At 70.5% G+C, this 22,920-nt stretch carries 26 protein-coding genes; 6 read left to right on the plus strand and 20 right to left on the minus strand.

All coding sequences use genetic code 11. The annotated features are described in order from the left end of the window. Positions 1-7 precede the first annotated feature (7 nt). A complete protein-coding gene (locus HUJ41_RS12405; RefSeq protein ID WP_179872797.1) occupies positions 8-1,357 on the minus strand; it encodes an ATP-dependent DNA helicase in 1,350 nt (449 codons plus the stop codon). A 71-nt stretch (positions 1,358-1,428) separates the two neighbouring features. Between HUJ41_RS12405 and HUJ41_RS12410 the strand changes: the two genes are divergently transcribed. Further along, on the plus strand, positions 1,429-2,379 hold the full coding sequence (locus HUJ41_RS12410) for a hypothetical protein (RefSeq protein ID WP_179872798.1): 951 nt from the start codon (positions 1,429-1,431) through the stop codon (positions 2,377-2,379). A gap of 44 nt (positions 2,380-2,423) precedes the next feature. On the opposite strand, the gene HUJ41_RS12415 is transcribed toward HUJ41_RS12410, so the two are convergent. The 9 genes from HUJ41_RS12415 to HUJ41_RS12455 form a co-directional block, all read right to left on the minus strand. Beyond that, positions 2,424-4,502, minus strand: coding sequence for a bifunctional copper resistance protein CopD/cytochrome c oxidase assembly protein (locus HUJ41_RS12415; RefSeq protein ID WP_179872799.1), 2,079 nt, complete (start codon positions 4,500-4,502; stop codon positions 2,424-2,426). 168 nt (positions 4,503-4,670) lie between these two features. Beyond that, complete coding sequence (locus tag HUJ41_RS12420) at positions 4,671-4,943, minus strand: HU family DNA-binding protein (protein WP_179872800.1); 273 nt, start codon at positions 4,941-4,943, stop codon at positions 4,671-4,673. Positions 4,944-5,015: 72 nt separating this feature from the next. After that, the gene (gene rpsN / locus HUJ41_RS12425) at positions 5,016-5,321 is read right to left on the minus strand and encodes a 30S ribosomal protein S14 (protein WP_100823748.1); all 306 of its coding nucleotides are present in this window, start codon (positions 5,319-5,321) and stop codon (positions 5,016-5,018) included. Between the two features lie 3 nt (positions 5,322-5,324). Further along, positions 5,325-5,492: a 50S ribosomal protein L33 gene (gene rpmG, locus HUJ41_RS12430; RefSeq protein WP_055857761.1), complete on the minus strand. Its 168-nt coding sequence runs from the start codon at positions 5,490-5,492 to the stop codon at positions 5,325-5,327. Beyond that, positions 5,492-5,728, minus strand: a complete 237-nt coding sequence (gene rpmB, locus HUJ41_RS12435) for a 50S ribosomal protein L28 (RefSeq protein ID WP_152583284.1) — start codon at positions 5,726-5,728, stop codon at positions 5,492-5,494. The genes rpmG and rpmB overlap by 1 nt, the downstream gene beginning before the upstream one ends. A 210-nt stretch (positions 5,729-5,938) precedes the next feature. After that, positions 5,939-6,334, minus strand: coding sequence for a Fur family transcriptional regulator (locus tag HUJ41_RS12440; RefSeq protein ID WP_152583285.1), 396 nt, complete (start codon positions 6,332-6,334; stop codon positions 5,939-5,941). Beyond that, a complete protein-coding gene (locus HUJ41_RS12445; protein WP_179872801.1) occupies positions 6,331-7,203 on the minus strand; it encodes a metal ABC transporter permease in 873 nt (290 codons plus the stop codon). Before HUJ41_RS12445 ends, HUJ41_RS12440 begins: the two co-directional genes overlap by 4 nt. A 13-nt stretch (positions 7,204-7,216) precedes the next feature. Continuing rightward, positions 7,217-8,086: a metal ABC transporter ATP-binding protein gene (locus tag HUJ41_RS12450; protein ID WP_179872802.1), complete on the minus strand. Its 870-nt coding sequence runs from the start codon at positions 8,084-8,086 to the stop codon at positions 7,217-7,219. Further along, the gene (locus tag HUJ41_RS12455) at positions 8,035-9,030 is read right to left on the minus strand and encodes a metal ABC transporter solute-binding protein, Zn/Mn family (protein ID WP_179872803.1); all 996 of its coding nucleotides are present in this window, start codon (positions 9,028-9,030) and stop codon (positions 8,035-8,037) included. Before HUJ41_RS12455 ends, HUJ41_RS12450 begins: the two co-directional genes overlap by 52 nt. 106 nt (positions 9,031-9,136) lie before the next feature. Between HUJ41_RS12455 and HUJ41_RS12460 the strand changes: the two genes are divergently transcribed. Further along, positions 9,137-9,577, plus strand: a complete 441-nt coding sequence (locus HUJ41_RS12460; protein WP_179872804.1) for a nitroreductase/quinone reductase family protein — start codon at positions 9,137-9,139, stop codon at positions 9,575-9,577. Between the two features lie 29 nt (positions 9,578-9,606). Here HUJ41_RS12460 and HUJ41_RS12465 read toward each other — a convergent pair whose 3' ends face one another. From HUJ41_RS12465 to HUJ41_RS12480, 4 genes are read right to left on the minus strand one after another with little or no spacing between them, the layout of a single operon-like run. Further along, complete coding sequence (locus HUJ41_RS12465) at positions 9,607-10,950, minus strand: dihydrolipoamide acetyltransferase family protein (RefSeq protein WP_179872805.1); 1,344 nt, start codon at positions 10,948-10,950, stop codon at positions 9,607-9,609. 51 nt (positions 10,951-11,001) lie between these two features. Continuing rightward, positions 11,002-11,997 carry an alpha-ketoacid dehydrogenase subunit beta gene (locus HUJ41_RS12470; RefSeq protein WP_179872806.1) on the minus strand — a complete coding sequence of 332 codons (996 nt, stop codon included), beginning with the start codon at positions 11,995-11,997 and terminating at the stop codon, positions 11,002-11,004. Further along, positions 11,997-13,112 carry a thiamine pyrophosphate-dependent enzyme gene (locus HUJ41_RS12475; RefSeq protein ID WP_179872807.1) on the minus strand — a complete coding sequence of 372 codons (1,116 nt, stop codon included), beginning with the start codon at positions 13,110-13,112 and terminating at the stop codon, positions 11,997-11,999. The genes HUJ41_RS12470 and HUJ41_RS12475 overlap by 1 nt, the downstream gene beginning before the upstream one ends. A gap of 35 nt (positions 13,113-13,147) precedes the next feature. After that, positions 13,148-14,197 carry a histidinol-phosphate transaminase gene (locus tag HUJ41_RS12480; protein ID WP_179874023.1) on the minus strand — a complete coding sequence of 350 codons (1,050 nt, stop codon included), beginning with the start codon at positions 14,195-14,197 and terminating at the stop codon, positions 13,148-13,150. 150 nt (positions 14,198-14,347) lie between these two features. Between HUJ41_RS12480 and HUJ41_RS12485 the strand changes: the two genes are divergently transcribed. After that, a complete protein-coding gene (locus tag HUJ41_RS12485) occupies positions 14,348-14,749 on the plus strand; it encodes a phage holin family protein (RefSeq protein WP_179872808.1) in 402 nt (133 codons plus the stop codon). Positions 14,750-14,759: 10 nt separating this feature from the next. On the opposite strand, the gene HUJ41_RS12490 is transcribed toward HUJ41_RS12485, so the two are convergent. Then, positions 14,760-16,268, minus strand: a complete 1,509-nt coding sequence (locus HUJ41_RS12490) for a hypothetical protein (protein WP_179872809.1) — start codon at positions 16,266-16,268, stop codon at positions 14,760-14,762. Beyond that, a complete protein-coding gene (locus HUJ41_RS12495) occupies positions 16,265-16,516 on the minus strand; it encodes a hypothetical protein (protein ID WP_179872810.1) in 252 nt (83 codons plus the stop codon). The genes HUJ41_RS12490 and HUJ41_RS12495 overlap by 4 nt, the downstream gene beginning before the upstream one ends. 156 nt (positions 16,517-16,672) lie before the next feature. Here HUJ41_RS12495 and HUJ41_RS12500 point away from each other — a divergent pair, with 156 nt between their 5' ends. Next, the gene (locus tag HUJ41_RS12500; RefSeq protein WP_179872811.1) at positions 16,673-17,197 is read left to right on the plus strand and encodes a low molecular weight protein-tyrosine-phosphatase; all 525 of its coding nucleotides are present in this window, start codon (positions 16,673-16,675) and stop codon (positions 17,195-17,197) included. Beyond that, complete coding sequence (gene purB / locus HUJ41_RS12505; protein ID WP_179872812.1) at positions 17,194-18,588, plus strand: adenylosuccinate lyase; 1,395 nt, start codon at positions 17,194-17,196, stop codon at positions 18,586-18,588. The genes HUJ41_RS12500 and purB overlap by 4 nt, the downstream gene beginning before the upstream one ends. 16 nt (positions 18,589-18,604) lie before the next feature. On the opposite strand, the gene HUJ41_RS12510 is transcribed toward purB, so the two are convergent. Genes HUJ41_RS12510 through HUJ41_RS12520 form a run of 3 tightly spaced genes read right to left on the minus strand, consistent with a single transcriptional unit; the run spans position 18,605 to position 20,123 of the window. Beyond that, on the minus strand, positions 18,605-18,844 hold the full coding sequence (locus HUJ41_RS12510; RefSeq protein WP_179872813.1) for a hypothetical protein: 240 nt from the start codon (positions 18,842-18,844) through the stop codon (positions 18,605-18,607). After that, positions 18,841-19,428, minus strand: a complete 588-nt coding sequence (locus HUJ41_RS12515; RefSeq protein WP_179872814.1) for a hypothetical protein — start codon at positions 19,426-19,428, stop codon at positions 18,841-18,843. Before HUJ41_RS12515 ends, HUJ41_RS12510 begins: the two co-directional genes overlap by 4 nt. Beyond that, the gene (locus HUJ41_RS12520) at positions 19,425-20,123 is read right to left on the minus strand and encodes a TetR/AcrR family transcriptional regulator C-terminal domain-containing protein (protein ID WP_179872815.1); all 699 of its coding nucleotides are present in this window, start codon (positions 20,121-20,123) and stop codon (positions 19,425-19,427) included. Before HUJ41_RS12520 ends, HUJ41_RS12515 begins: the two co-directional genes overlap by 4 nt. A 79-nt stretch (positions 20,124-20,202) precedes the next feature. On the opposite strand from HUJ41_RS12520, the gene HUJ41_RS12525 reads away from it, so the two are divergent. Beyond that, the gene (locus HUJ41_RS12525; protein ID WP_179872816.1) at positions 20,203-21,174 is read left to right on the plus strand and encodes an NAD(P)-dependent alcohol dehydrogenase; all 972 of its coding nucleotides are present in this window, start codon (positions 20,203-20,205) and stop codon (positions 21,172-21,174) included. 30 nt (positions 21,175-21,204) lie between these two features. On the opposite strand, the gene dnaB is transcribed toward HUJ41_RS12525, so the two are convergent. Beyond that, the gene (dnaB, locus tag HUJ41_RS12530) at positions 21,205-22,599 is read right to left on the minus strand and encodes a replicative DNA helicase (protein WP_431356471.1); all 1,395 of its coding nucleotides are present in this window, start codon (positions 22,597-22,599) and stop codon (positions 21,205-21,207) included. Between the last annotated feature and the right edge of the window lie 321 nt (positions 22,600-22,920).

Here is a 22,920-nt window from a genome sequence, read left to right on the forward strand (position 1 = left end):
GTCACCGCTACGCGGCGGGGCCGTCCACCGCTCGACCGATGAGGGGCTCGACGTCGGCCATGAAGCGGCGCACATTGTCGTCGACGATGATGTCGCTCGGCCGCAGCGGGCGGGTCAGGTGCAGCCCCTCGAGCGAGCGGATGCGGCTCAGCGCCACATAGGTCTGGCCGGGCGCGAACGCGCGCGGCCCGAGATCGACGATCGCCTGGTCGTAGGTGGAGCCCTGCGATTTGTGGATCGTGACCGCCCACGCGAGGCGCAGGGGAAACTGCGTGAACTCGGCGATGACGTCCTTGCTCACCGACTTCTTCGCCGTCGAGTAGGTGTACTTGTACTTCTCCCACGTCGCCGGCAGCACCTCGTGGCTCTCGCCGTCGACCTCGACGCGCACCGTGCGACCGATGCTCTCGACCGTGCCGAGCGTGCCGTTCACCCACCGCGGCGGCCCGTCGCCGCTCGTGTCGTTGCGCAGGAACATCACCTGCGCCCCGACCTTGAGCTCGAGCTGCTCGTCCGCCGGGTAGCCGCCCGCGCCGCCGAACTCGCCGATGATCTCGGCACGGGCGGTCTTGGAGTCTCCGGGCAGGCGGCGCAGGGCATCCCGATTGATGCGCGTGACAGTCGCGTTCGTCGTCGCGAGGGTCAGCACGCCCTCCTCGGGTGCGGGGCGCGAGCCGGCCTCGTTGAGGGCGCGCCCGATCTCGGGCGTGACGGTGCCGTGGCGCACGGCGGTGAGCATGGCGCGAAAGTCGGCGTCCTGCTGACGGTGGATGGTCTGCAGCTCGACGATGCGCAGATCCGTGTACTGCCACACGGCCGCATCGAAGAACCACATCGAGCGGTAGTGGTCGGCGTAGTAGGCGCGCTCTCCCTCATCGCGGCCCGGCACGGGGGCGAGCTGGTACGGGTCGCCGAAGAGCACGACCTGAGCCCCGCCGAAGGGCTCGTGGCGACGGGCGCGCGACTGGCGCAGGCGACGGTCGATCGCGTCCATGAGGTCGGCGCTCACCATCGAGACCTCGTCGATGACGACGGTGTCGACGCTCGCGAGCAGCCGGCGCAGCTCCGGCGGATCGTCGAGGTCGTGATCTGCGATGAGCCCGATGGGCAGTCGGAAGAGCGAGTGGATCGTCTGCCCGCCCACGTTCAGTGCGGCGACCCCCGTCGGCGCGCACACGATCGCCGTGCGGTCCGTCGTCGTCAAATAGGTCTCGAGCAGGGTCGACTTGCCGGTGCCCGCGCGGCCCGTGACGAAGACGTGTTCGCGCGTCGACTCGATGAGGTCGAGCACGGCGGACTGCTCGGGGCTCAGCGTGGTGCCGTCGGGCGAGCGCCTGGCCTCGTCAGGTACCGCCATGACGCTCCTGCCTGCGATCGGAAACCTCCACTGTATCCGACGAGCTGCAGCACGAACCGTAGGCTGAGGACATGAAGCGGGCACCCCTGGTCTGGGGAGGAGCGGTGGCGGCAGTGGTCGCAGCGGGCGCAGGCCTGCTCGCCCTCGTCATCGGCGCCACGGCCACGCCGGAGGCCCACGTCGAGCGTTATCTGCAGGCGCTCGCGGCCGATGACCTCGTGACCGCCTCGCGCCTCGCCGGACTCGCCGAGGGGTCGCCCACCCCGGTCGGCGACGCGGGCGAGCCCACCGTGCTCGCCGTGCTCGGCCGCATCGAGCGCGGCGACGACCGGGTCGCCATCATCGCGGAGTACGGAGGGCCCACGGATGCGGCCACCGTCATCTTCACTCTCGCTCCCGCCGAGCCCCTGCTCGGCATCATCCCGCAGTGGAGCTTCACGACACCTCCCGTGCGCAGCCTCGAGGTCGGCGTGGACCAGCACGACGAGTTCCTCATCAACGACGGGCGCCTCGCCGCTGCCGCCGCGGGCGAGACCGCCCGCGTCACCGGGTTCGTACCCGCGCGGCTCGAGATCGGTATCGCCGACCCCTACGTCGACGGGCGGTCGGTGAGCGTTCGACTCACCGGCGCCGCACCCCGCGTCGTCGTGCTCGAGGCCGAGCCGACCGCACGGCTCGAGCGCGGCGTGCTGCGGCAGGTCGAGGCGTTCCTCGCGGACTGCGTGGAGCAGGAGGTTCTGCAGCCGGCCGGCTGCCCCTTCGGCCGTGCGATCGACGATCGCGTGCTCGGGCTGCCGCAGTGGGAGCTCGTGAGCGACCCGATCCTCACGCTCACCGCCTCCTCCACTCCCGGCACGTGGGAGGTGCGCGCTCTCGCCGAGGTGGGGCTGCGCGTGACGGTACAGCGCCTGTTCGACGGGCGGATCTCCGACGTCGACACGACCCTCACGGCAACGGTCACGGGTGAGGTCGTCACGCGCGACGGCATGCCACGGCTGACGATCGCGCCGCCGCGCGGCTGAGCGGCTGCCTGCTCAGGAGGCCGGGCGGAGGGAACGCTGGGCGGCTACGAACTCGCGCGATCGGCGCGCTGAGCGAGCATCTCGTTGTAGGCCTGCAGCTCGGCGTCGCCGTCTCGCTCGGCTTGCCGGTCGCGCCGTTTCGACTCGCGACCGTCGGAGCGGCTCCACGACAGCATGACGAGTAGCGCGAGCGCGAGCGTCGGAATCTCGCCGACGCTCCACGCGATGCCACCGCCCGTCTGCTGGTCGGCGAGCGGCGCCTGGCCCCACTCGCGGCCCATCGCCCCGTACCACTCCGGCAGCAGGAGGCCCGTGCCCGTGAGCAGGAAGAGCCCGAAGAAGGCGTGGAACGCCATGGTCGCCATGAGGATGAGCAGCCGGATCGGGTACGCCGGCCGGTAGGGCGCGGGGTCGATGCCGATGAGTGCGTTGACGAAGAGGAAGCCGCTGAGCAGGAAGTGCAGGATCATCCACTGATGCCCGACATGGTCGGTCACGGCCCAGGAGAACAGGGGCGAGTAGTAGAACGCGAGGAGGGAGACGGCGAAGACCACGGCCGCCACGAGAGGGTGCCCGACGATCCCGGCGAAGCGCGAGTGGACGATCGCGAGGATCCACTCGCGCGGCCCCCGCGAGCCGTCGGTGCGCGCGTGGATCGCCCGCGCCGCGAGGGTCACGGGGGCGGCGAGCACGAGCAGCACGGGAATCGCCATGCTCAGCAGCATGTGCCCGAGCATGTGCACGCTGAACAGGTACGGCTCGTAGACGGCGAATCCGCCGCTCGTCACCGCGAAGAGCATCGCCATGCCGGTGACCCACAGGATGGTGCGGTGCACGGGCCAGCGGTCGCCCCGCCGGTGCAGTCGCCAGGCGCCAGCGAGGTAGAAGAAGGCGCCGAAGACGGCCAGGAGGGCCCACAGGAGGTTGAGATCCCACTCGGTCGCGAGGCGCCAGGGCTCGAAGGGCGGCGGCAGGGGCGAGCCTGTGAGCAGCTCGGCGGGCGTCGGATCGGCGAGCTCTTCGGCGGGCACCTCCTCCACGGGGGGCGCGGTGCGCGCGAGCGCCGTGGCGATGCCGGAGGCCGCGCCCATCACGACGAGCTCGGCCACGACGATCGCCCACAGGGATGCTCGGGGCTGGGCCGCGCGCTGCACGCGAGCGATGAGCACGCCCCGGTAGACGGCGCCGAACGCCCCGAGCGCGATGAGCGAGACGACCTTGGCGATGAGGAGCGCGCCGTACGGCGACGCAAGGCCCTCGAGCGTTCCGACCCGAATCTGCGCGCTCACGAGACCTGAGGCCGCGACGACGATGAAGGCGATGAGCGCGAGAGTCGAGTAGCGCGCGAGCACGGCGCCGAGTCGATCACCGAGGGCTCGGCGCGCGAGAACGAGCGTGAGCAGGCCCCCCACCCAGACGGCCGCGAAGACGCTGTGCAGGTACACGGCGGTCACGGCCGCGTCATGGTCGGCCGTGCCCCCCGCGTGACCCGTCTGCGCGACCGGCCACACCGCGGCGACCGCGAGCGCGAGCACGCCGGCGAGGAGCGCGGGCGAGCGCACGGCGAAGCACAGCACCGTCACGACGGCGGCCATGAGAGCGGTCGCGAGCCACGCCTGCCCGAGCTCGCGCTCGGTGAAGAACGAGGCGAGCAGTTGGCCGAAGCGGTCGTCGAGCGTGATGGGCTCGAGGAAGATGCTGAGGAAGATGAAGAACCCTGTGGCGACGGCCCCGAGCGCCCAGAGGGCCGCTCCCGCCGCCGCAACGTCGAGAGCGCGGTCGTGAGCGGGAGTGTCACGCGCGAGCGCGAGGAGCGACAGCAGGAGGGCTCCGATCGCGGCGGAAGCGCCGAGAGTCGTCGCGAGCTTCGCGATCGGCAGGCCGTAGCGCACGACCGGTCCCGGGTCGAGCACGAGCGGAGCCGCGGCTGCGCCCCCGACGACGAGAGAGACGAGGAGGGCGAGCAGCGCGGAGACTCCGAGGGCCGCGACGGCGAACGCTCCCCACGGCAGGCCCGCGCGCTCCGCAGCGCCGGAACCGGGGGAGCCGGGTGCGCGGCGCGCGCCAGCACTGCGCGTGGCAGCACCGTGGGCGGTGCGGGTCGCGGGCGGCGACGAGGTCATGCGGGCGGCCTTCCTACTCTCCTCGAGGCTAGACGACGCCGCTGAAGAAGCGGCGAGCCGAGCATCCCGCCTCGCACCGCCCTGGTGATGTCGGTCTGCGGCCCACAAAAAAGACGGCCCCGCGCACGAAGCGCGGGGCCGTCCGTTTGTCAGTCTAGGTGAAGAACCCTACTTGGCAGCGGCCTTGAGCTTGCTGCCGGCGCTGACCTTCACGCCGTAGGACGCGGCGATCTGGATCGTCTCACCCGTCTGCGGGTTGCGGCCCTGGCGCGCCGAACGGTGGGTGCGCTCGAAAGCGATCCACCCGGGGATCGAGACCTTGGTGCCGCTGGCGACGGCGCCGGAGACGACCGAGAACAGGGCGTCGACGGCGCGGTTGACGTCAGCCTGGCTCAGGCCGGACTCAGCGGCCACTGCGGCGACGAGCTCGGAACGGTTCATGGTGTCCTCCTCGGACCTCAGTTGTGCTGGAGACGACTCTCCAGCAGTGTGTGCTGTCGAGCCGCCTTGACGCTACCAGCTTGACTTGGTGATTCCGGGCAACTCACCACGGTGAGCCATATCCCGGAAGCGGACGCGCGAGATGCCGTACTTGGTGAGGACACCGCGCGGGCGGCCGTCGATCGCGTCGCGCGAGCGGACGCGGACGGGGGAGGCGTTGCGGGGCAGCTTCTGCAGACCCTTGCGCGCTGCCTCGCGGGACTCGTCGGTGCCGTTGGGGTCGACGAGGGCCTTCTTCAGTTCGAGTCGCTTCGCGGCGTAGCGCTCCACGACGATCTTGCGCTGCTCGTTGCGCGCGATTTTGCTCTTCTTCGCCATGACTTAGCGCTCCTCGCGGAATTCGACGTGCTTGCGGATGACCGGGTCGTACTTCTTGAGCACGAGGCGGTCGGGGTCGTTGCGACGGTTCTTGCGGGTCACGTAGGTGTACCCGGTGCCGGCGGTCGACCGAAGCTTGATGATGGGACGGACGTCCTGCTGCTTGGCCACTAGATCTTCTCCCCGCGGGCGATGAGGTCCTTGACGACGGACTCGATGCCGCGCGCGTCGATCACCTTGATGCCCTTCGCCGACAGGGTCAGCGTGACGTTACGGCGAAGCGACGGCACGAAGTACGTCTTCTTCTGGATGTTCGGGTCGAACCGGCGCTTGGTGCGGCGGTGCGAGTGCGAGATGTTGTGTCCGAAACCGGGAACGGCTCCGGTCACCTGGCAGACGGCTGCCATGGCTCCTCTTTTCTTCTGGGCTACCGTGCGGCGAACGCCGCACCCAAGGTCACTTGTCGGCACGCAGATCTGAACCGGTTCCGGTCGTGTAGCGGGTGACCGGGGAGCAGTGCGCACAAGGACGAGCGGATGTCCGCTCGGCACAATCGCCTAGCTTACGTCCTGCAGGGCCCGTGTCGCAACGCGGAGGCCGGGGCGCTCGGGGCGCGGCTACTGCTGCCGGGCATCCGCGGTGCACTGCGGGCACAGGCCGAAGACATCCACGACGTGCTCAGCCGCCGTGAAGCCGTGCTCGGTCGCGACGCCGCGCGCCCACGACTCGACCGCGGCGGCCTCGATCTCGACCGTCATGCCGCAACGGCGGCAGATGAGGTGGTGGTGGTGACTGCCCGGCGTGCACGCGCGATACAGCGCCTCGCCCTCCTGCTGCAGCGAGTCGGCCTCGCCCTCTTCCGTGAGGTCGGTGAGCGCCCGGTAGACGGTGGCGAGGCCGATCGTCGAGCCCGAGTCGCGCAGCGAGCCGTGCAGGGCTTGAGCGCTCACGAAACCCTCGGCCGTCGAGAGGGCCGTGCGCACTGCCTCGCGCTGCCACGTGTTCCGCTTCATGTCGCCTCCAGCGTGCGTCGCGACGGTGCTGACAGGTGGCGCGAGGTCGCCGAGAGGCGACGGGAGCCGACGATGCGGCACACGACGTAGATCGCGAACGAGATGGTCGTGATGTAGGGGCTGATGGGGAGCGAGCCGCCGATCGCGAGCAGGATGCCCCCCACGGCCGAGACGAAGCCGAAGACCATGCTGAGCACGGGCACGAGCACGGGGGAGCTCGAGACGCGCAGAGCGGCGGCGGCCGGCGTCACGAGCAGGGCGAGCACGAGGAGCGCCCCGATAACCTGCACCGAGACGGCGACTGCAAGGCCCAGGAGCACCATGAAGATGAAGGAGAGCGGGCGCCCCGGCACACCGCGAGCGTGGGCGACCTCGGGATCGAGGCTGTCGAACGTGAGAGGGCGCCACACGACGATCAGCACGAGGAGCACGAGCACGCTGATCGTGATGAGCAGTCCGAGCTGCGGGATGTCGACGCTGATGATCTGGCCCGTGAGCAGCCCGAACTTGTTGCCGCTGCGCCCCGGGTAGAGGGCGAGGAAGAGGATGCCGAGCCCGAGCCCGAAGGGCATGAGCACGCCGATGATCGAGTTGCGGTCGCGCGCCCGCGCGCCGAGGAGTCCGATGAGCGCGGCGGCGGCGAGGGAGCCGACGAGGGAGCCCGCGACGACGTTGAGGCCCAGAAGGAGGGCAGCGGCAGCGCCTGCGAAGGAGAGCTCGCTGATGCCGTGCACCGCGAACGCCATGTCGCGCTGCATGACGAAGACGCCGATGAGCCCGCCGAGGATGCCGAGGACGGCGGCGGCGATGATCGAGTTCTGCACGAGCGCGAGCAGCTGCACGTAGGTCTCCCAGTCGACGGTGATCATGACAGCACCGCCCTCATGCGATCACCTCGTGGTGGTGGTCGCCGTCGGGCACGCCCACGACGATGACACGGCCCCGCGAGCGGATGACCTCGACGCTCGTGCCGTACAGGCCGCTCAGCACGTCGTCGCGCAGCACCTCGTCGGGAGTGCCGATCGTGAAGCGGCCATGGGCGAGGTACAGGATGCGGTCGACCATGCCGAGCACGGGGTTCACATCGTGGGTGACGAAGACGACGGCCGTGCCGTGGTCGCGCCGACGCGCGTCGATGAGCCCGCTCACTTCCCGCTGGTGGTGCAGGTCGAGGCTCATGAGCGGTTCGTCGCACAGCAGCAGCGTCGGATCGTCGGCGAGGGATTGGGCGACTCGCAGGCGCTGCTGCTCGCCGCCCGAGAGGGTGCCGAGGGGTCGGTCGGCATAGGCGTGGGCTCCGACCGCGGTGAGCAGGGCATCCACGCGATCGCGGTCGGCGCGCGTCGCGATCGGCGGGCCCCAGCGGTGACCGTTGACGCCCAGCATGACCAGGTCGCGGCCGCGCAGGGGAGTGCCCGGCGGCACGATCTTCTGCTGGGGAATGTAGCCGACGCGGCGTGCGCCACGACGAGCGGGATGCCCGGCCACGAGCACCTCGCCCGCGTCGAGCCGCTGCTGCCCGAGCATCGCGCGCAGCAGGCTCGTCTTGCCCGAGCCGTTCGCGCCGAGGACGGCGAGGAACTCGCCGGGCGCGATGTCGAGGTCGAGCCCGCTCCACAGCCCGCGGCCGCCGAAGCCGAGAGCCCCACCGCGGATGCTGAGAACCGGGGCGGGGCGTTCGGAGCCGAGAGTGTCGGGGGTCACGCGGCCGTCAGCGCCGACTCCACGGCCTCGACGTTCGCGCGCATCCATGACACGTAGTCTTCCCCCTCCGGGAGGGTTTCGACGAACGAGACCACCGCGATGCCCGCGGACTCGGCCGCGTCGCGCACGCGCTGCGTCTCCGGGCTCTCGGTCTGCTCGTTGTAGGCGAGCAGGCGCACGTCTCCCGAGTCGATGAGGTCGAGGGTCTGCTGGAGCGCGAGCGGGGGTACGTCGGCACCCTCCTCGATCGCCTCGGAGAACTCCTCGGGCGTGCCGTCCTCGAAGCCGAGCTCGGCCAGCAGGTACACGGGCACGGGCTCCGTCGCGGCGACGGTGCCGCCCCCGAGGGAGCCGGCGAGCGCCTCCATGTCGGCCTCGAGGGACTCGAGGTCGGTCAGGAAGGCGGCGAGGTTGCTCTCGTAGGAGGCCGCGTTGCCGGCGTCCGTCTCCACGAGCGCCTCGGTGATGGCCTCGGCCACGTGCGCGATGCTGTGCACGTCGTACCAGACGTGCTCGTTGAGACCCTCGATGATGTGGCCGTGGTCCTCGGCGTGCTCGTCCTCGGCGTGCTCGTCGTCGGCGTGCTCCTCGTCGCCGTGAGCATCCTCAGCGTGGTCCTCCTCGAGGAGGCCACTCGTTTCGACGGCGGAGATGACGATGGCGCTCGAGCCGGAACCCTCGACGAGCACGTCGACGAAGGGGTCGTACCCGCCGCCGTTCTCGATGACGATGTCGGCGTTCGCGATCGCCAGCTGGTCCTGGGCGCTCGCCTCGTAGCTGTGCGGGTCGATCGCGGCGCTGTCGATGATGCTCGTGACGGTCGCGAGGTCGCCCGCGAGCGACTGCGTGATGTCGCCGTACACGTTCGTGGAGGCGACGATGGAGAGGCCTTCGGCGTCCTCCGCCGGCGCGGGGCTCGCGCAGCCGGCGAGGGCGACAGCGGCGGCGCTGCCGATGAGCAGGGCGGCCAGGGATCGGGCGAGCGAGGTCATGGAGAAAGAGTACGTCTTATCGAGAACGGTTGTCAAAACCATTCTCAATAAGATCGTGCGAGGTTCGTCTCGGCGCTGCTTCAGGCTGTGCCGCTAGCGTGCGCGCATGTCGAACCGCTGGCTCATGCTCTCCATGACCGGGATGCACCGCGCTCTTCTGCGCCTGACGGGCGGTCGCCTCGGTTCGAGGCTCGGCGCGATGCCCGTCATCGAGCTCACGACGCGGGGCCGCCGCACCGGTGCCGAGCGCACGACGCTGCTGACCATCGCCGCGCGCACCGGCAACACCTTCGTGGTCGTGGCCTCCCGCGGGGGCGACGACGCGCATCCCGCCTGGTACCTCAACCTCGTCGACGACCCGGACGTGCGCGTCGGGAAGCCGGGCAAGGAGTCTCGTCCGATGCTCGCGCGGGTCGCCGGCGACGCCGAGCGCGAGCGGCTGTGGCCCGAGATCGTGCGCGCCTACCGCGGCTACGCGGCATACCAGCGCAAGACCACGCGGCGGATTCCGCTCGTGATCCTCGAACCGCTCGCCCGCACGACGTAGAACGCGAGCGGTGCAGCGCTCGCGCGGCGTCAGTCGAGCAGCAGCGCGGGCTCCTCGATGATGCTCGCAACGTCCGCCAGGAAGCGGCTCGCGACATCCCCGTCCACCACACGGTGATCGAACGAGGCTCCGAGCGTGGTGACGAAGCGCGGGCGCACCTCGCCGTCGACGACCCACGGCTTCTTCTTGATCGTGCCGAGCGCGACGATCGCGACCTCCCCGGGGTTGAGGATGGGCGTTCCCGTGTCCATGCCGAAGACGCCGATGTTGGTGATCGTGATCGTGCCGTCGGCCATGTCGGCGGGCTGCAGCTTGCCGTCGCGCGCCGTGAGGGTCATCTGCTCGATCGACTGAGCGAGCTCGCGCAGCGTGAGGTCCTGCGCGTTCTTGATGTTCGGCACGACGAGCCCGCGAGGCGTCGCGGCGGCGAAACCGAAGTTCACGAAGTGGTGCACGATGATCTCGGTGTCGGTCCACGTCGAGTTCACGGTGGGGTTGCGGCGCACCGCCCACATCATCGCCTTCGCCATGACGAGCAGCGGCGATACCTTGATGCCCGCGAAGTCGGGGCTCGCCTTGAGCCGCGCCACGAACTCCATCGTGCGCGTCGCGTCGACGTCGACGAAGACGCTCACGTGCGGTGCCGTGAACGCGCTCTTGACCATGCCCGCGGCGATCGCCTTGCGCACTCCCTTGACGGGGATGCGGTCCTCCCGATCGCTCGGCCACTCGGGCGTCTGAATGTTGCGGAAGACGCTCGCCTGCTGCGCGTGCCGGATGACGTCGTCGCGCGTGACCTCGCCAGCGAGGCCCGTCGCCGGCACCTCGGCCAGATCGACGTCGAGGTCTTTCGCGAGCTTCCGGATCGGCGGCTTCGCGATCACCGGCGCGGCGTCCGAGGCCGGCACGGAGCGCGGCCGGGGCGCAGGCTCCTGGGCAGGCGGGGCGGACGCCGTCGACGGAGCGGGTGCTCCGCGGCGGCGGCGGGAGGTTACGGCACCCTTGGTGCCGTAGCCCACGAGCACGGCGCCGGGCTTCTCGTCGGCCTCGCGATCGATGGTCGAGGCGGTATCGGCGACGGATGCTGCGCTCGCGTCGTCCGCGGGCGCTGCGGGAGCATCCCCCTCGCCCTGCGCCCCCCGCACCGTGATGATCGCCGTGCCGACCTCGACGGTCTGCCCCTCGTCGACGAGGAGCGATTCGACCGTGCCGGCGAACGGCGACGGCAGCTCGACGAGAGACTTCGCCGTCTCGATCTCGACGAGCACCTGGTTGACGGCCACCGTGTCGCCCGGCTTGACGTGCCACGAGACGATCTCCGCCTCGGTCAGGCCCTCCCCGACGTCGGGGAGCGGAAACTCTGAAACGCTCACGGTGCCTCCAGGGGGTTCGACGCGGCTTCGGTGCGCGGACTCGTGATCAGGCTAGTAGGCGAGTGCGCGGTCGACGGCATGCAGGATGCGATCGACGTCGGGCAGGTAGGCGCCCTCGAGCTTCGCCGGTGGGAAGGGAGTGTCGTAGCCGCTCACGCGCAGCACGGGCGCCTCGAGCGAGTAGAACGCCTGCTCGGTCACCGTCGCCGCGATCTCCGAGCCGATGCTCACCGAGCCCGGCGCCTCCTGCGCGACGACGAGTCGGCCCGTGCGGCGCACCGACTCGAGCAGCGGGGCGTAGTCGATGGGGGAGAGCGAGCGCAGGTCGACGACCTCGATGCTCGTGCCCTCCTCCTCGGCGAGCGCCGCCGCGTCGAGCAGCATGCTCACGATCGCGCCGTGGCCTACGACCGTGATGTCGGTGCCGACGCGCACGACGCGCGACGCGTGGAGCGGGGCGCCGGGGTCGGAGAAGTCGACCTCGCCCTTGGGCCAGTAGCGGCTCTTCGGCTCGAAGAACATGACGGGGTCGGGGCTCGCGATGGCTTCCTGGATCATCCAGTACGCGTCGTGCGGCGTCGCGGGGCTCACGAGCCGCAGTCCCGGCGTGTGCGCGAAGTAGGCCTCGGGGCTCTCCTGGTGGTGCTCGACGGCGCCGATGTGGCCGCCGTAGGGGACGCGGATGACGATGGGCAGCTGCAGGGCGCCCTCGTGCCGCGCCGTGAGCTTGGCGAGCTGCGTCGTGATCTGGTCGAAGCCGGGGAAGATGAAGCCGTCGAACTGGATCTCGCACACCGGGCGGTAGCCGCGCATCGCGAGGCCGATCGCCGTGCCGACGATGCCAGACTCGGCGAGCGGGGTGTCGAGCACGCGGTGCGCGCCGAAGCGCTTCTGCAGGCCCTCCGTCACGCGGAACACCCCGCCGAGCGGCCCGATGTCCTCCCCCATGAGCAGAACCTTGTCGTCCGCCTCCATGGCGGCCGCGAGACCCTCCGTGAGGGCCTTCGTCATCGTGAGCGTCTGCACGCCCGGCAGCTTCTCGGCCATCACGCCTCCCCCTCGAACGAGGCCTCGTACTGGGCGAGCCACTCGCGCTGAGCATCCATGACGGGATGCGCCTCGCTGTACACGTGGGCGAACATCGACGCGGCGGCGGGCGGCTCGAGCGCGAGCGTGCGGGCCCGTGCGTCGGCGGCGACGTCCTCCGCCTCCTCGGCGACGCTCGCGAAGAAGGCGTCGCCCTCGCCCTGCGCGCGCAGGTAGGTCTCGAAGCGGCTGATCGGGTCGCGCTCCTGCCAGTAGCGGAACTGCTCCTCGTCGCGGTACTTGCTCGGGTCGTCGCTCGTCGTGTGCGCTCCGATGCGGTAGGTGAGCGCCTCGATGAAGCGCGGCCCGGCGCCGCTGCGGGCCGCGTCGAGGTTCGCGGCGGTCACGGCGTAGCTCGCGAGAACGTCATTGCCGTCGATCTGCACGCTCTCGATGCCGAAACCGCGTGGACGAAGGAACAGCGGGGTGCGGGACTGCACGCGCACGGGCACCGAGATCGCCCAGTGATTGTTCTGCAGGAAGAACACCTGAGGCGTCTGGTAGCTCTGCGCGAAGACGTAGGCCTCGTTGACGTCGCCCTGGCTCGTCGCGCCGTCGCCGAAGTAGACCATGACGGCCGTGTCGACGTCGGGATCGCCCGTGCCGACCTTGCCGTCGAAGGCGACGCCCATCGCGTAGCCGGTGGCATGCAGGGCCTGCGAGCCGATCACGAGCGTGTAGAGGTGGAAGTTGCCGGTCTCCTCCGGCACCCAGCCGCCGTGCGTCTGACCGCGCAGCATGGCGATGATGCGCACCGGGTCGAGGCCACGGATGTACCCGACGGTGTGCTCGCGGTAGGCGGGGAAGAGGTGGTCCTGAGCCTTCGCCGCGAAGCCCGAGCCCGCCTGCGCGGCCTCCTGGCCGATGCTCGGCACCCACAGGGCCAGTTGGCCCTGCCGCTGCAGGTTGCCCGCCTCGATGTCGAAGCGCCGCATCACGCTCATGACGCGGTGGAACTCGCGCAACTGGTCGTCGCTGAGCGCGTCGACGTAGGGCAGGTACTGCTCGGTGGCGTCGCTTGCGACGCGCTGGCCGTCGGGAGCCAGCAGCTGGAGGGTGTCGGCCGTGTACGACATGGATTCCACTCTAGGCCCGCGACGCGCACGCCCGGTCAGAGGGTGCCAACAACCTCGCCGCAGATTCTGAGGAGGGTCGCGACAGACTCCTCCTCGCCGATGGAGACGCGGATCCCCTCGGGGGGGAAGGCGCGCACGACGAGACCGGCGGCGCCGAGCGCGTCCGCTATGCGGGATGTTCCGTCTCCCGTCGGCAGCCAGACGAAGTTCCCCTGGCTCACGGGCACGTCCCAGCCCTGCTCGCGCAGTGCCTCCTGCACGCGCGCGCACCGCTCAGCGAGCACGCCCACGTTCTCGAGAAGCTCGTCCTCCACGTCGAGCGCCGCGAGCACGGCGCGCTGCGCGGCCTCGGTGACGCTCAGGGGGATGGCCACGCTGCGCGCCGCGTCGAGGATCGGCGCCGGTCCGATGCCGTACCCCACGCGCAGCCCGGCAAGTCCGTAGGCCTTCGAGAAGGTGCGCAGCACCACCAGGTTCGGGTAGCGCCTCAGCAGCGCGGCGCCGTCCACGGCGCTGGAGTCACGCACGAACTCGGCGTAGGCCTCGTCGAGCACGACGAGCAGGCTCGGCGGCACGGCGGCCATGAGCTCGGCGAACTCCTCGGCCCCGACCACGGTGCCCGTCGGATTGTTGGGAGAGCAGATGATGAGAACGCGCGTGCGGTCGGTGATCGCGTCGCGCATCGCGGGCAGGTCGTGCCGGGCATCCTCGGTGAGCGGCACGCGCACGCCGAGCGCCCCTGCCACCGTGACGAGGCCCGGGTACGCCTCGAAGCTGCGCCAGGCGTGCACCACCTCGTCCCCGGTGCCGGCGGCGGCCGAGATCAGCTGCGAGAGCACCGAGACGGAGCCAGCGCCGACGACGACCTCATCGGTCGTGACGCCGTGCCGGGCGGCGAGGCGCTCCCGTACGGCGAGAGCCGAGGCATCCGGATACCGGTTGATGTCGAGGTCGCGGATCGTGGCCAGCACGGCGGGGTGCGGCGGGAAGGGATTCTCGTTCGACGACAGCTTGAAGGCGTCTGCCGCGGCGGGCTTGCCCTGCTTGTAGGCGGGCAGTGCCACGATCTCGGGCCGCAGGCGCACGGAGCGCGCGGCCTCGACGAGGGCGTCTGTGCTGGGGCCAGTGCTGGTCTCGGTGGGGGCGTCGGTCACGCCCCTCAGCCTACGTCGCGTCGCCCGCGGTTCACCCGCTGCTCATTGCGGGGGTGGGGCGCGGGTGGGCATAGTGGAGACATGAAGCGATTCCTCGTGCGACTGCTCATCAACTCGGTGGCCCTGTGGCTCACCACCCTCATCGTCGCGGGGGTCGAGGTGGTCTCGTACGGCCCGCAGGGCGACACCCTCGCCTACGTGCTGACGCTCCTGCTCGTCGCCTTCATCTTCGGCCTCGTCAACGGCATCATCGGCAACCTCATCCGCATCGTGGCCTTCCCCCTCTACATCCTCACGCTCGGGCTCATCGCCCTCGTCGTGAACGGCCTCCTGCTGCTGCTCGTCGCGTGGATCTCCGATCTCATCGGCTTCGGGCTCACGGTCGAGACGTTCTGGTGGGGCGTGCTCGGTGCGGTCGTCCTGGGTCTGCTGAGCTGGCTCATCGGCATTCTGCTGCGGCCCATCGTCGGGCGCTCGCGCTAACTCTCGGCAATCATGGCGGCGGGATGCGCGTGGCCGTGAACCGCAGGACGGTCCCCTCCGCGCCGCCCCCGCCCGAACCCGGCAGGGCGTCGACGCGGGTGCGCAGCTCGTCGATCGCGGAGGAGTCCACGCGCTCGGCCGTCGCGCGGTAGCGGTCGAGGTCGTGCGCGGCGAGGGCGCCCGTCGCTCCCGCGGCGCTCGCGGTACCGGCGCGCAGCGCCTCGCTCTGCACGACGAGCGCCTCCGTCTCGCGACGCACCCCCGACAGCCCCGGCACGAGGTCTTCCCGGTGCTCGATGACGATCGCCGGATAGTCGCCGAGCACGGGCAAATCGCCGCTCGGCGACCCGACCGTGACGAGCCCGGCCGTGGCCCACTGGCCCGACTCGGCCAGTCGCGTCGCGATCGCGCCGCCCTGCGAGTAGCCGGTGAACACGACGCTCGAGTCGGCCGTGGCGCCCGCGGCCTCGAGCGCGCTGCGCACCGCCTGCATCGAGGAGGCGTCCTGACCGGCGACCAGAGCGACGTTGCTCGCCATGTCCCACGGCTGCGCACCGCCGAGCTCGACCGTCGAGTCGGTGCCGGCAATGTAGACCTCGAAATGCGGGCCGGCGGGGCCGTCGTACCGCTCGACGCGAACGGGCGCGCTCGGGTCGGGAATGCGATGCACGCGCTCGGCGACCGAGCCCGGCGCTGCGGACGCCGTGGCCGCGGGAGCGCCGCCGTCAGGTGCGCCGCCCGAGCGACGCAGGTCGGTGCCCGCGAGCTCGACCCGCACGGGTGCGGTACCGCGCACGCCGGCAAGCGTCGCGAGGCCGAGCACGGCCGTCGCCGCGCCGGAGACTCCCGAGAGCCCGAGGCCCGTCTCGCCGAGCGCGGCCACGAGAGGCGGCGGAACGCCGACAGCGCCGAGCGCGGCATCGTCGACGAGCGTGAGCACCCAGCGCATCGCCTCGACGAGCTGCGGCTCGCTGAGCGGCCGGTCGCCCCCAGGAGCCGCACCGAGCGCGGTCGCGACGAGCGCCTCGCGGTGCTCGTGCGGCAGCAGCCGCCAGCCCGCGGCGATCATGCCAGCGCCGGTGAGCAGGCCGGGCAGGATGACCAGCCCGAGGCGGCTGCCGAGCCACCCGGCAGCCGCACCGTAGTGGGCGCCGAGCCTCTCGAGCCACGAGCCCAGCGTGCGCTCGGTCTGGCCGGCGACCTCTGCCACTGACTGCACGGCGGCGGCGAGCCACGCGAGGTCCTCCGCGAGGGTCAGGAGCGCGCGCTCGTCATGCTCGAGATCGAGCGCGAGGCTCGCGTCGACGCTGGCGCGCACACCCCGCACGCGCAGGGCTTGATCACTGCACACGGAGGAGGCCGCTCGCAGGGCATCACGACGCGCGAGCAGCGCTTCGGGCGCGACGACCGTCGTGCCTGCCCCGCGGATGATGAGCGGAGCATCCTCGGTCGTCAGCGCCGGTTGCGCGCGCGGTTCCCGGTCTGCCGGGGTCGTGACCGGCCATGCCGCCTCGGTCACGGCGCCGCCTCGAGGCGGGCGGCGGCGCCGAGCAGGGCGTCGCTCGCCACCTCGCACGAGGCGGCGACCCGGCGCACGCGCCCGAGCTGCACGAGAAGGGCCTCCTCGAAGGCGCGCTGCGCAGGCCCGCGCCAGTCGCTCGCGACCTCGCCCGGCGGCAGGCGGGCCACGAGCTCGTGCAGGCTCGCCGCGACATCGGCCATGATGCGCGATCGTGCGCGCAGCAGCTCTGCCTCGAAGGCCGTCACGTGCTGTCCTCCCTGCCGGGTTGGGGTGCCGGGCGCAGGTGCGCCCCGCCATCGTGCCGAGCGCACGCGCCCCGTGGCGGTAGCTCGGGGAGCAGGGGAGGCGGAGGCGAGCGGACCGCGCGTGTGGAGGAGGGGGAACTGGGACACAATGGGGGCATGAGCTTCGACCGGGTGCAGCGGGAGCCCGGTCTGTTCTGCATCTGCTTCGTGTGCACGGGCAACATCTGCCGCTCGCCCATGGCCGAATCGGTCTTCCGCTCGCTCATCGACGCGCGCGGACTGCAGAACCGCGTGAGCGTGCGCTCCGCCGGCACGGGGGAGTGGCACGTGGGCGAGCACAGCGACGATCGGACGCTCGCGTCGCTGCAGGCACGCGGCTACGAGGGCCGAGGCCACCGCGCACGGCAGTTCGACGTCGACTGGTTCGACGACCTCGACCTCGTGATCGCCTTCGATCGCAGCCAGGAGCGCATCCTCAAGAACTGGGCGCCGAGCGACGACGCCCGGTCGAAGGTGCATCTCCTCATGAGCTTCGACCCCGACAACGGCGGTGTGCTCGACGTTCCCGACCCCTATTACTCCGACGCCGCGATGTTCGACACGGTGCTCGGCATGATCGAGCGCGCCTGCGAGGCGCTGTTCCGCCAACTCGAACCAGGACTTCGACAGGGAGCCTCATGAGCCCGCTCAGCATCCAACCCCTCAGCCCGCTCGACGGCCGCTACCGCGAGCAGGTCGCAGGGCTCGGCGAGCATCTCTCCGAGGCGGGCCTCAACCGGGCGCGCATCCAGGTCGAGGTCGAGTGGCTGATCCACCTCACCGACCACGAGCTGTTCGGGGCCCGTCGTCTCACCGCCGACGAGGCGCGCCAGCTGCGTCACATCGTCACCGACTTCGACGACGCAGCGATCGAGGACCTCGCCCGGCGAGAGGCCGTCACGCGGCACGACGTCAAGGCCGTGGAGTACTACGTGCGCGACCGCCTCGCCGAGCTCGGGCTCACCGAGCTCGCCGAGCTCACCCACTTCGCGTGCACGAGCGAGGACGTCAACAACCTTGCTTACGCCCTCACGATCCGCGCCGCCGTGCGCGACGTCTGGATGCCGCGCGCCCGCGAGGTCGTCGCGGCGCTGCGGGAGCGGGCGCTCGCGCTGCGCGAGACGCCCATGCTCGCCCACACGCACGGGCAACCGGCCACGCCGACGACCGTCGGCAAGGAGCTCGCGGTGACCGTCCATCGCCTCGAGCGCCTTCTCGCCTCGGTCGACGAGGTCGAGTACCTGGGCAAGTTCTCCGGTGCGACCGGCACCTTCTCGGCGCACCTGGCCGCCGACCCCGAGCACGACTGGATCGCAGCATCCCGCGAATTCGTCACGGGGCTCGGCCTCTCCTGGAACCCGCTCACGACCCAGATCGAGTCGCACGACTGGCAGGCGCAGCTGTACCAGCGCATCGCCCACACGGGCCGTGTGCTGCACAACCTGTGCACCGACGTGTGGACGTACATCTCGATGGGCTACTTCCGGCAGATCCCGCAGCCGGGTGCGACGGGGTCGTCGACGATGCCGCACAAGATCAACCCGATCCGCTTCGAGAACGCCGAAGCGAACCTCGAGCTCTCGGCGGCGCTGCTCGACTCCCTCGCCACGACGCTCGTGACCTCGCGCCTGCAGCGTGACCTGACCGATTCGACGACGCAGCGCAATATCGGCGTCGCCCTCGGGCACTCGGTGCTCGCGCTCGACAACATCCTCAAGGGGCTCGGCGAGATCGCGATCGATGAGGATGCCCTGGCTCGCGATCTCGAGGGCAACTGGGAGGTTCTCGCCGAGGCCATCCAGACCGTCATCCGCGCGGAGGTCACCGCGGGGCGCAGCTCGATCGCCGACCCCTACGCGATGCTCAAGGAGCTCACGCGCGGCCATCGGGTGGGCGGCGCCGAGCTGCGCGCCTTCATCGAGCGGCTCGACATTCCCGCCGAGGCGAAGGCACGGCTGGCCGCGCTCAGTCCCGCCACCTACGTGGGGCTGGCGTCACGGCTCGTGGACTACATCGAGCCGACCACCGAGTAGCGCTGCGGAGAAGCCCTCAGTCGTGCGGCGTGTCCGGCGGCGCTTCGCCGTCGGCGGGCTTGTTGGGCGTGACGGCGAGCATGAGCATCGCGAGCACGACGAGGTCGAATACGAAGGTGCCGCCGAAGAACAGCAGCGACAGCACGAGGTCGCGCGTGACGAGGAAGGTCACGCCACCCAGGAAGGCCGCGACGAGCGCGGCGAGACCCACGAGTTCGGCGGGGCGCAGCTTCTCGCGCCGGCGGGGTTCGGTCATGACGCGGTGTGCTCCTTCGGCTGTGCAGTCCATCGCGCGCTCAGGCCCGCGATGACGAGGAAGACGCCGAGGACGACGGCGTAGGCGCCGAAGAACCCGACAGCGCTCACGGGATCGCCGACGAAGGCGAGCACGACGGCGAGCGCGAGCGTGCCGCCGCCGATCACGACGGCGTCTCGGGCGAGCGCGCTGCGGTCGCGATGACGGATGCCCCACACGAGCTCGAGGCCTCCTGCGAGCACCGCGAAGCCTCCGATGAGGAGCACGAGCATGCCGAGCCCTGCAGTCGTCGTGGTCGAGACCACCACGAGCGCCAGGAGACCCGCGACACCCGTGATGACCGCGAGACCGCGGTGGAGGAGCTTCAGCGGCTCGCCGCGCCGCATGCGCACGTCGGTGAGCACGAGGACGGCCGCCGTGGCGAGCCCGAAGGCTCCGAGCATGATGAGCCCGACGAGCGCGGAGTGGTCGGCGATGAAGGTGATGCTGAGCCCGACGATGAGGGCGGGGACCGCGCGCAGAACCGGGGCCAGCCAGGGAGAACGGGGCGCGGCGCTCACGTCGGCGGAGGGCGCGGTGGTCATGGGCCCATCGTAGAGCCGCGGGCCGAGAGGTCCCTGCGCGTGCTGTCCACGGCCGTCGCCCCCTGTCGTTTCTCCAAGCCGTCCAGCAGGAGCTCGAGGCCGACGTCGAAACCGGAGCCCTGGTGCTCGCCGTGGAGGACGATGTGCTCGACGAGGTACGGCACGTCGGCGTCGCGGAAAGCCTCGAGAGCGCTGTCGCGCTGCGCACGTTCGGCCTCGGCGTCGTCCGACGCGAACTCGATCGCCTGGAAGACGTACCCCTGGATGTACGCCTCGAGAACGTGGTGGGCGTGGAACGCCTGCTGAGGGGTGAACGCCGCGCGTCGCAAGTGGCCGAGCGACGCCTCGATGTAGGCGATGCGGGCCGGACCGCCGCTGCTCGCGCGAATGCGATTGACCCAGGGGTGGTGGAGCAGCACGACGAAGGCGGAGCGCGCTGTGCGCCGCACGGCGACGCGCCAGTCGTCATGCGGGTCGAGGGTGACCTCCGACCACACACGGTCGACGAGGGCATCGACGAGGGCCCGCTTCGACGAGAAGTAGTGGTAGACCGACATCGCCTCCACCCCGAGGCGGCGACCGAGACCGCGCATCGTGAGCGCATCGAGACCCTCAGCGTCCGCGAGTGCGAGTGCGGCGTCGAGAACGCCCTCGCGCGTCAGATCAGCCTTCTCACCCGCTCGTCGCTGCGCCATACCCACCCCTGCTTGACAAATCTTACGGGATAAGTTTACGGTGTGCGTGCTGTCTTACATCGTATAATTGGAGGTCGTCGTGCGCGCCATCCGTCGAACCCGCTACGGCGGGCCCGAGGTTCTCACCGTCGAGGAGACGGTCGAGGCGCCCCTCGAGCCCGATCGGGTGCGCCTGTCGGTGCGCGCCGCCTCCCTCAATCCCTTCGAGTGGCATCACCAACGGGGACTGCCCCTCCTCATGCGCCCCTCGAGCGGCTGGCGCGCTCCGCGCGACCGCGGGCTCGGAGTCGATGTGGCCGGTGTCGTCGCGGAGGTCGGCGACGAGGTCGAGGGCTTCGCCGTCGGCGACGAGGTCTTCGGTATCGCCCGAGGTGCTCTTGCTGAACGTGCCGATGCCCGCGCTGAGCTTCTCGCGATCAAGCCGCCCACCACCACGTTCGAGGAGGCCGCCGCCGTGCCCCTCGCCGGACTGACGGCGCTGCAGGCGCTGCGCGATCAGGGCCGGATGCGCGAGGGCTTCTCGGTGCTCGTGCTCGGCGCGTCCGGCGGTGTCGGACACTATGCCGTGCAGCTCGCACGCTCTCTCGGCGCGTCCCGCATCGTCGGAAGCTGCAGCGCTCGCAACCGCGACCTGGTGCTCTCCCTCGGCGCCGACACCGTTCTCGACTACGCGCGCGGGGAGGTCGAGGCTCTCGAGGAGCGCTTCGATGTCATCCTCGACATCGCGGGAGGCGCTCGCGTGTCGTTCCTCCGCCATCGACTGAATCCAGGCGGAACCGTCGTGCTTGTCGGCGGGCCCGGCGACGGTCTGCTGCTGGGCCCCGCCGCGCGGATCTTCGGCGGGATCCTGGCGAGCAGGTTTCAACCCGAGCGTGTGGTCGGCGTCGATGCACGCATGAACGGGCACGATCTGCGGACTGTCGCCGACATGCTCGCCGCCGGCCAGCTGCGCTCCATGCTCCACCGCCGGGTTCCGCTGGAGGAGACCGCCCAGGCCCTCGCCGAGGTGGAGGCCGGTCATGTGCCCGGCAAGATCGTCGTCGTGCCCTGACCATTCCCCGCGGGACACCGAGGAGGGGTTCTAGACCCGAGGCATGTCGGCGAAGCGCGAGAGGTGGCCCTGGAAGGCGACGGTGATCGTGTTGGTGGGGCCGTTGCGGTTCTTCGCGACGATGAGGTCGGCCTCGCCGGGGCGGGCGCTCTCCTTCTCGTACGCGCTGTCGCGGTGCAGGAGGATCACCATGTCGGCGTCCTGCTCGAGCGAGCCCGACTCGCGCAGGTCGCTGAGGGCTGGCATCTTGTCGGCACGCTGCTCAGGCCCGCGGTTGAGCTGCGAGAGGGCCACGACGGGCACCTGCAACTCCTTGGCGAGGAGCTTGAGCGCGCGGGAGAACTCGCTCACCTCCTGCTGGCGAGACTCGACGCGCTTGCCGCTCGTCATGAGCTGCAGGTAGTCGATGATGACCATCTTCAGACCCACGGTCTGCTTGAGTCGCCGGCACTTGGCGCGAATCTCGGGGAGGGTCATGTTGGGACTGTCGTCGAGGTAGAGCGGGGCATCCGCAATGCGACCACGCGTCGCGGCGATCTTCGTCCAGTCGTTCGTCTCGAGCGTGCCCTTGCGCATGGAGTGCAGAGGGATGGCAGCCTCCGCCGAGAGCAGGCGCATCGCGATCTCGCTGCGCCCCATCTCGAGGGAGAACACGATCGTGGGCATGTCGTGCTTGATCGCCGAGGAGCGCGCGAGGTCGAGCGCGAGCGTCGACTTGCCGAGCGCCGGTCGGGCGGCGATGAGGACGAGCTGGCCGGCGTGGAGGCCGTTCGTCAGGGCGTCGAGGTCGTGGAAGCCGGTCGGCACGCCCGTCATCTTGCCGTCGAGCCCGCGCGCCGCCTCGATCTCGTCGATCGCCTCGCCGACCGCCTCGGTGAGCGGCACGTAGTCCTCCGACTGCGAGTCGCCCGAGACGTTGTAGATCTCGGCTTGCGCGCTGTTGACGAGGTCGGTGACCTCGCCCTCGCTCGCGTAGCCCATCTGCACGATGCGGGTGCCCGCCTCCACGAGTCGGCGCAGCACCGCCTTCTCGGCCACGAGGGAGCCGTAGTAGCCCGCGTTGGCGGCGGTCGGCACGATGCCCGTGAGCGTGTGCAGGTAGTCGGCGCCGCCCGCCTTCGTGAGCGACGCGGTCTTCGTGAGCTCGTCGGTGACCGCGATGACATCGGTGGGCTCACCGTGCGAGTAGAGGTTGAGGATCGCCTCGAAGATGACCTCGTGCTTCGGCAGGTAGAAGTCGAGCCCGCGCACGGACTCGATGACATCGGCCACGGCGTCCTTGCTCAGGAGCATGCCGCCCAGCGCGCTCTGCTCGGCGAGGAGATCGTGCGGCGGGACGCGGTCGGCGGAGCGGTACTCGCCGGTGCCCCGCGGCTCGGACGAGCCCCGACCGTCGGTCACCGTGGAGATGTGCGCGATGGACACTGATTCCCCTCCCCGGTGCGACGCAGGACCCTGGTCACGAGGGGCCCGCTAGATGTGGTGGGCACCAGTGTGCCCGGGTCTGTTCTCCACCCCACCACCGACATTCCGAACGCGGAAGAAGTGCTTGAGGGGGAGAGACGGTTCACTGTAGGGAGCACCGCGGGAGCCGCTCAAATCGCCTTGTGGATAACTCTGTGGAGGAATTCCGCGAAACGCCGGGGATGATGTGAGCAGTCTGTGGACTAGCCTGTGGAGTATTCGTGGATTTCGCGGCGTAACCTGACGATGATCAGGGTTTTTCCTCTCACATCTCTGTGTGTA

Source organism: Microcella indica (assembly GCF_013414345.1).
Classification (GTDB): Bacteria; Actinomycetota; Actinomycetes; order Actinomycetales; family Microbacteriaceae; genus Microcella; species Microcella indica.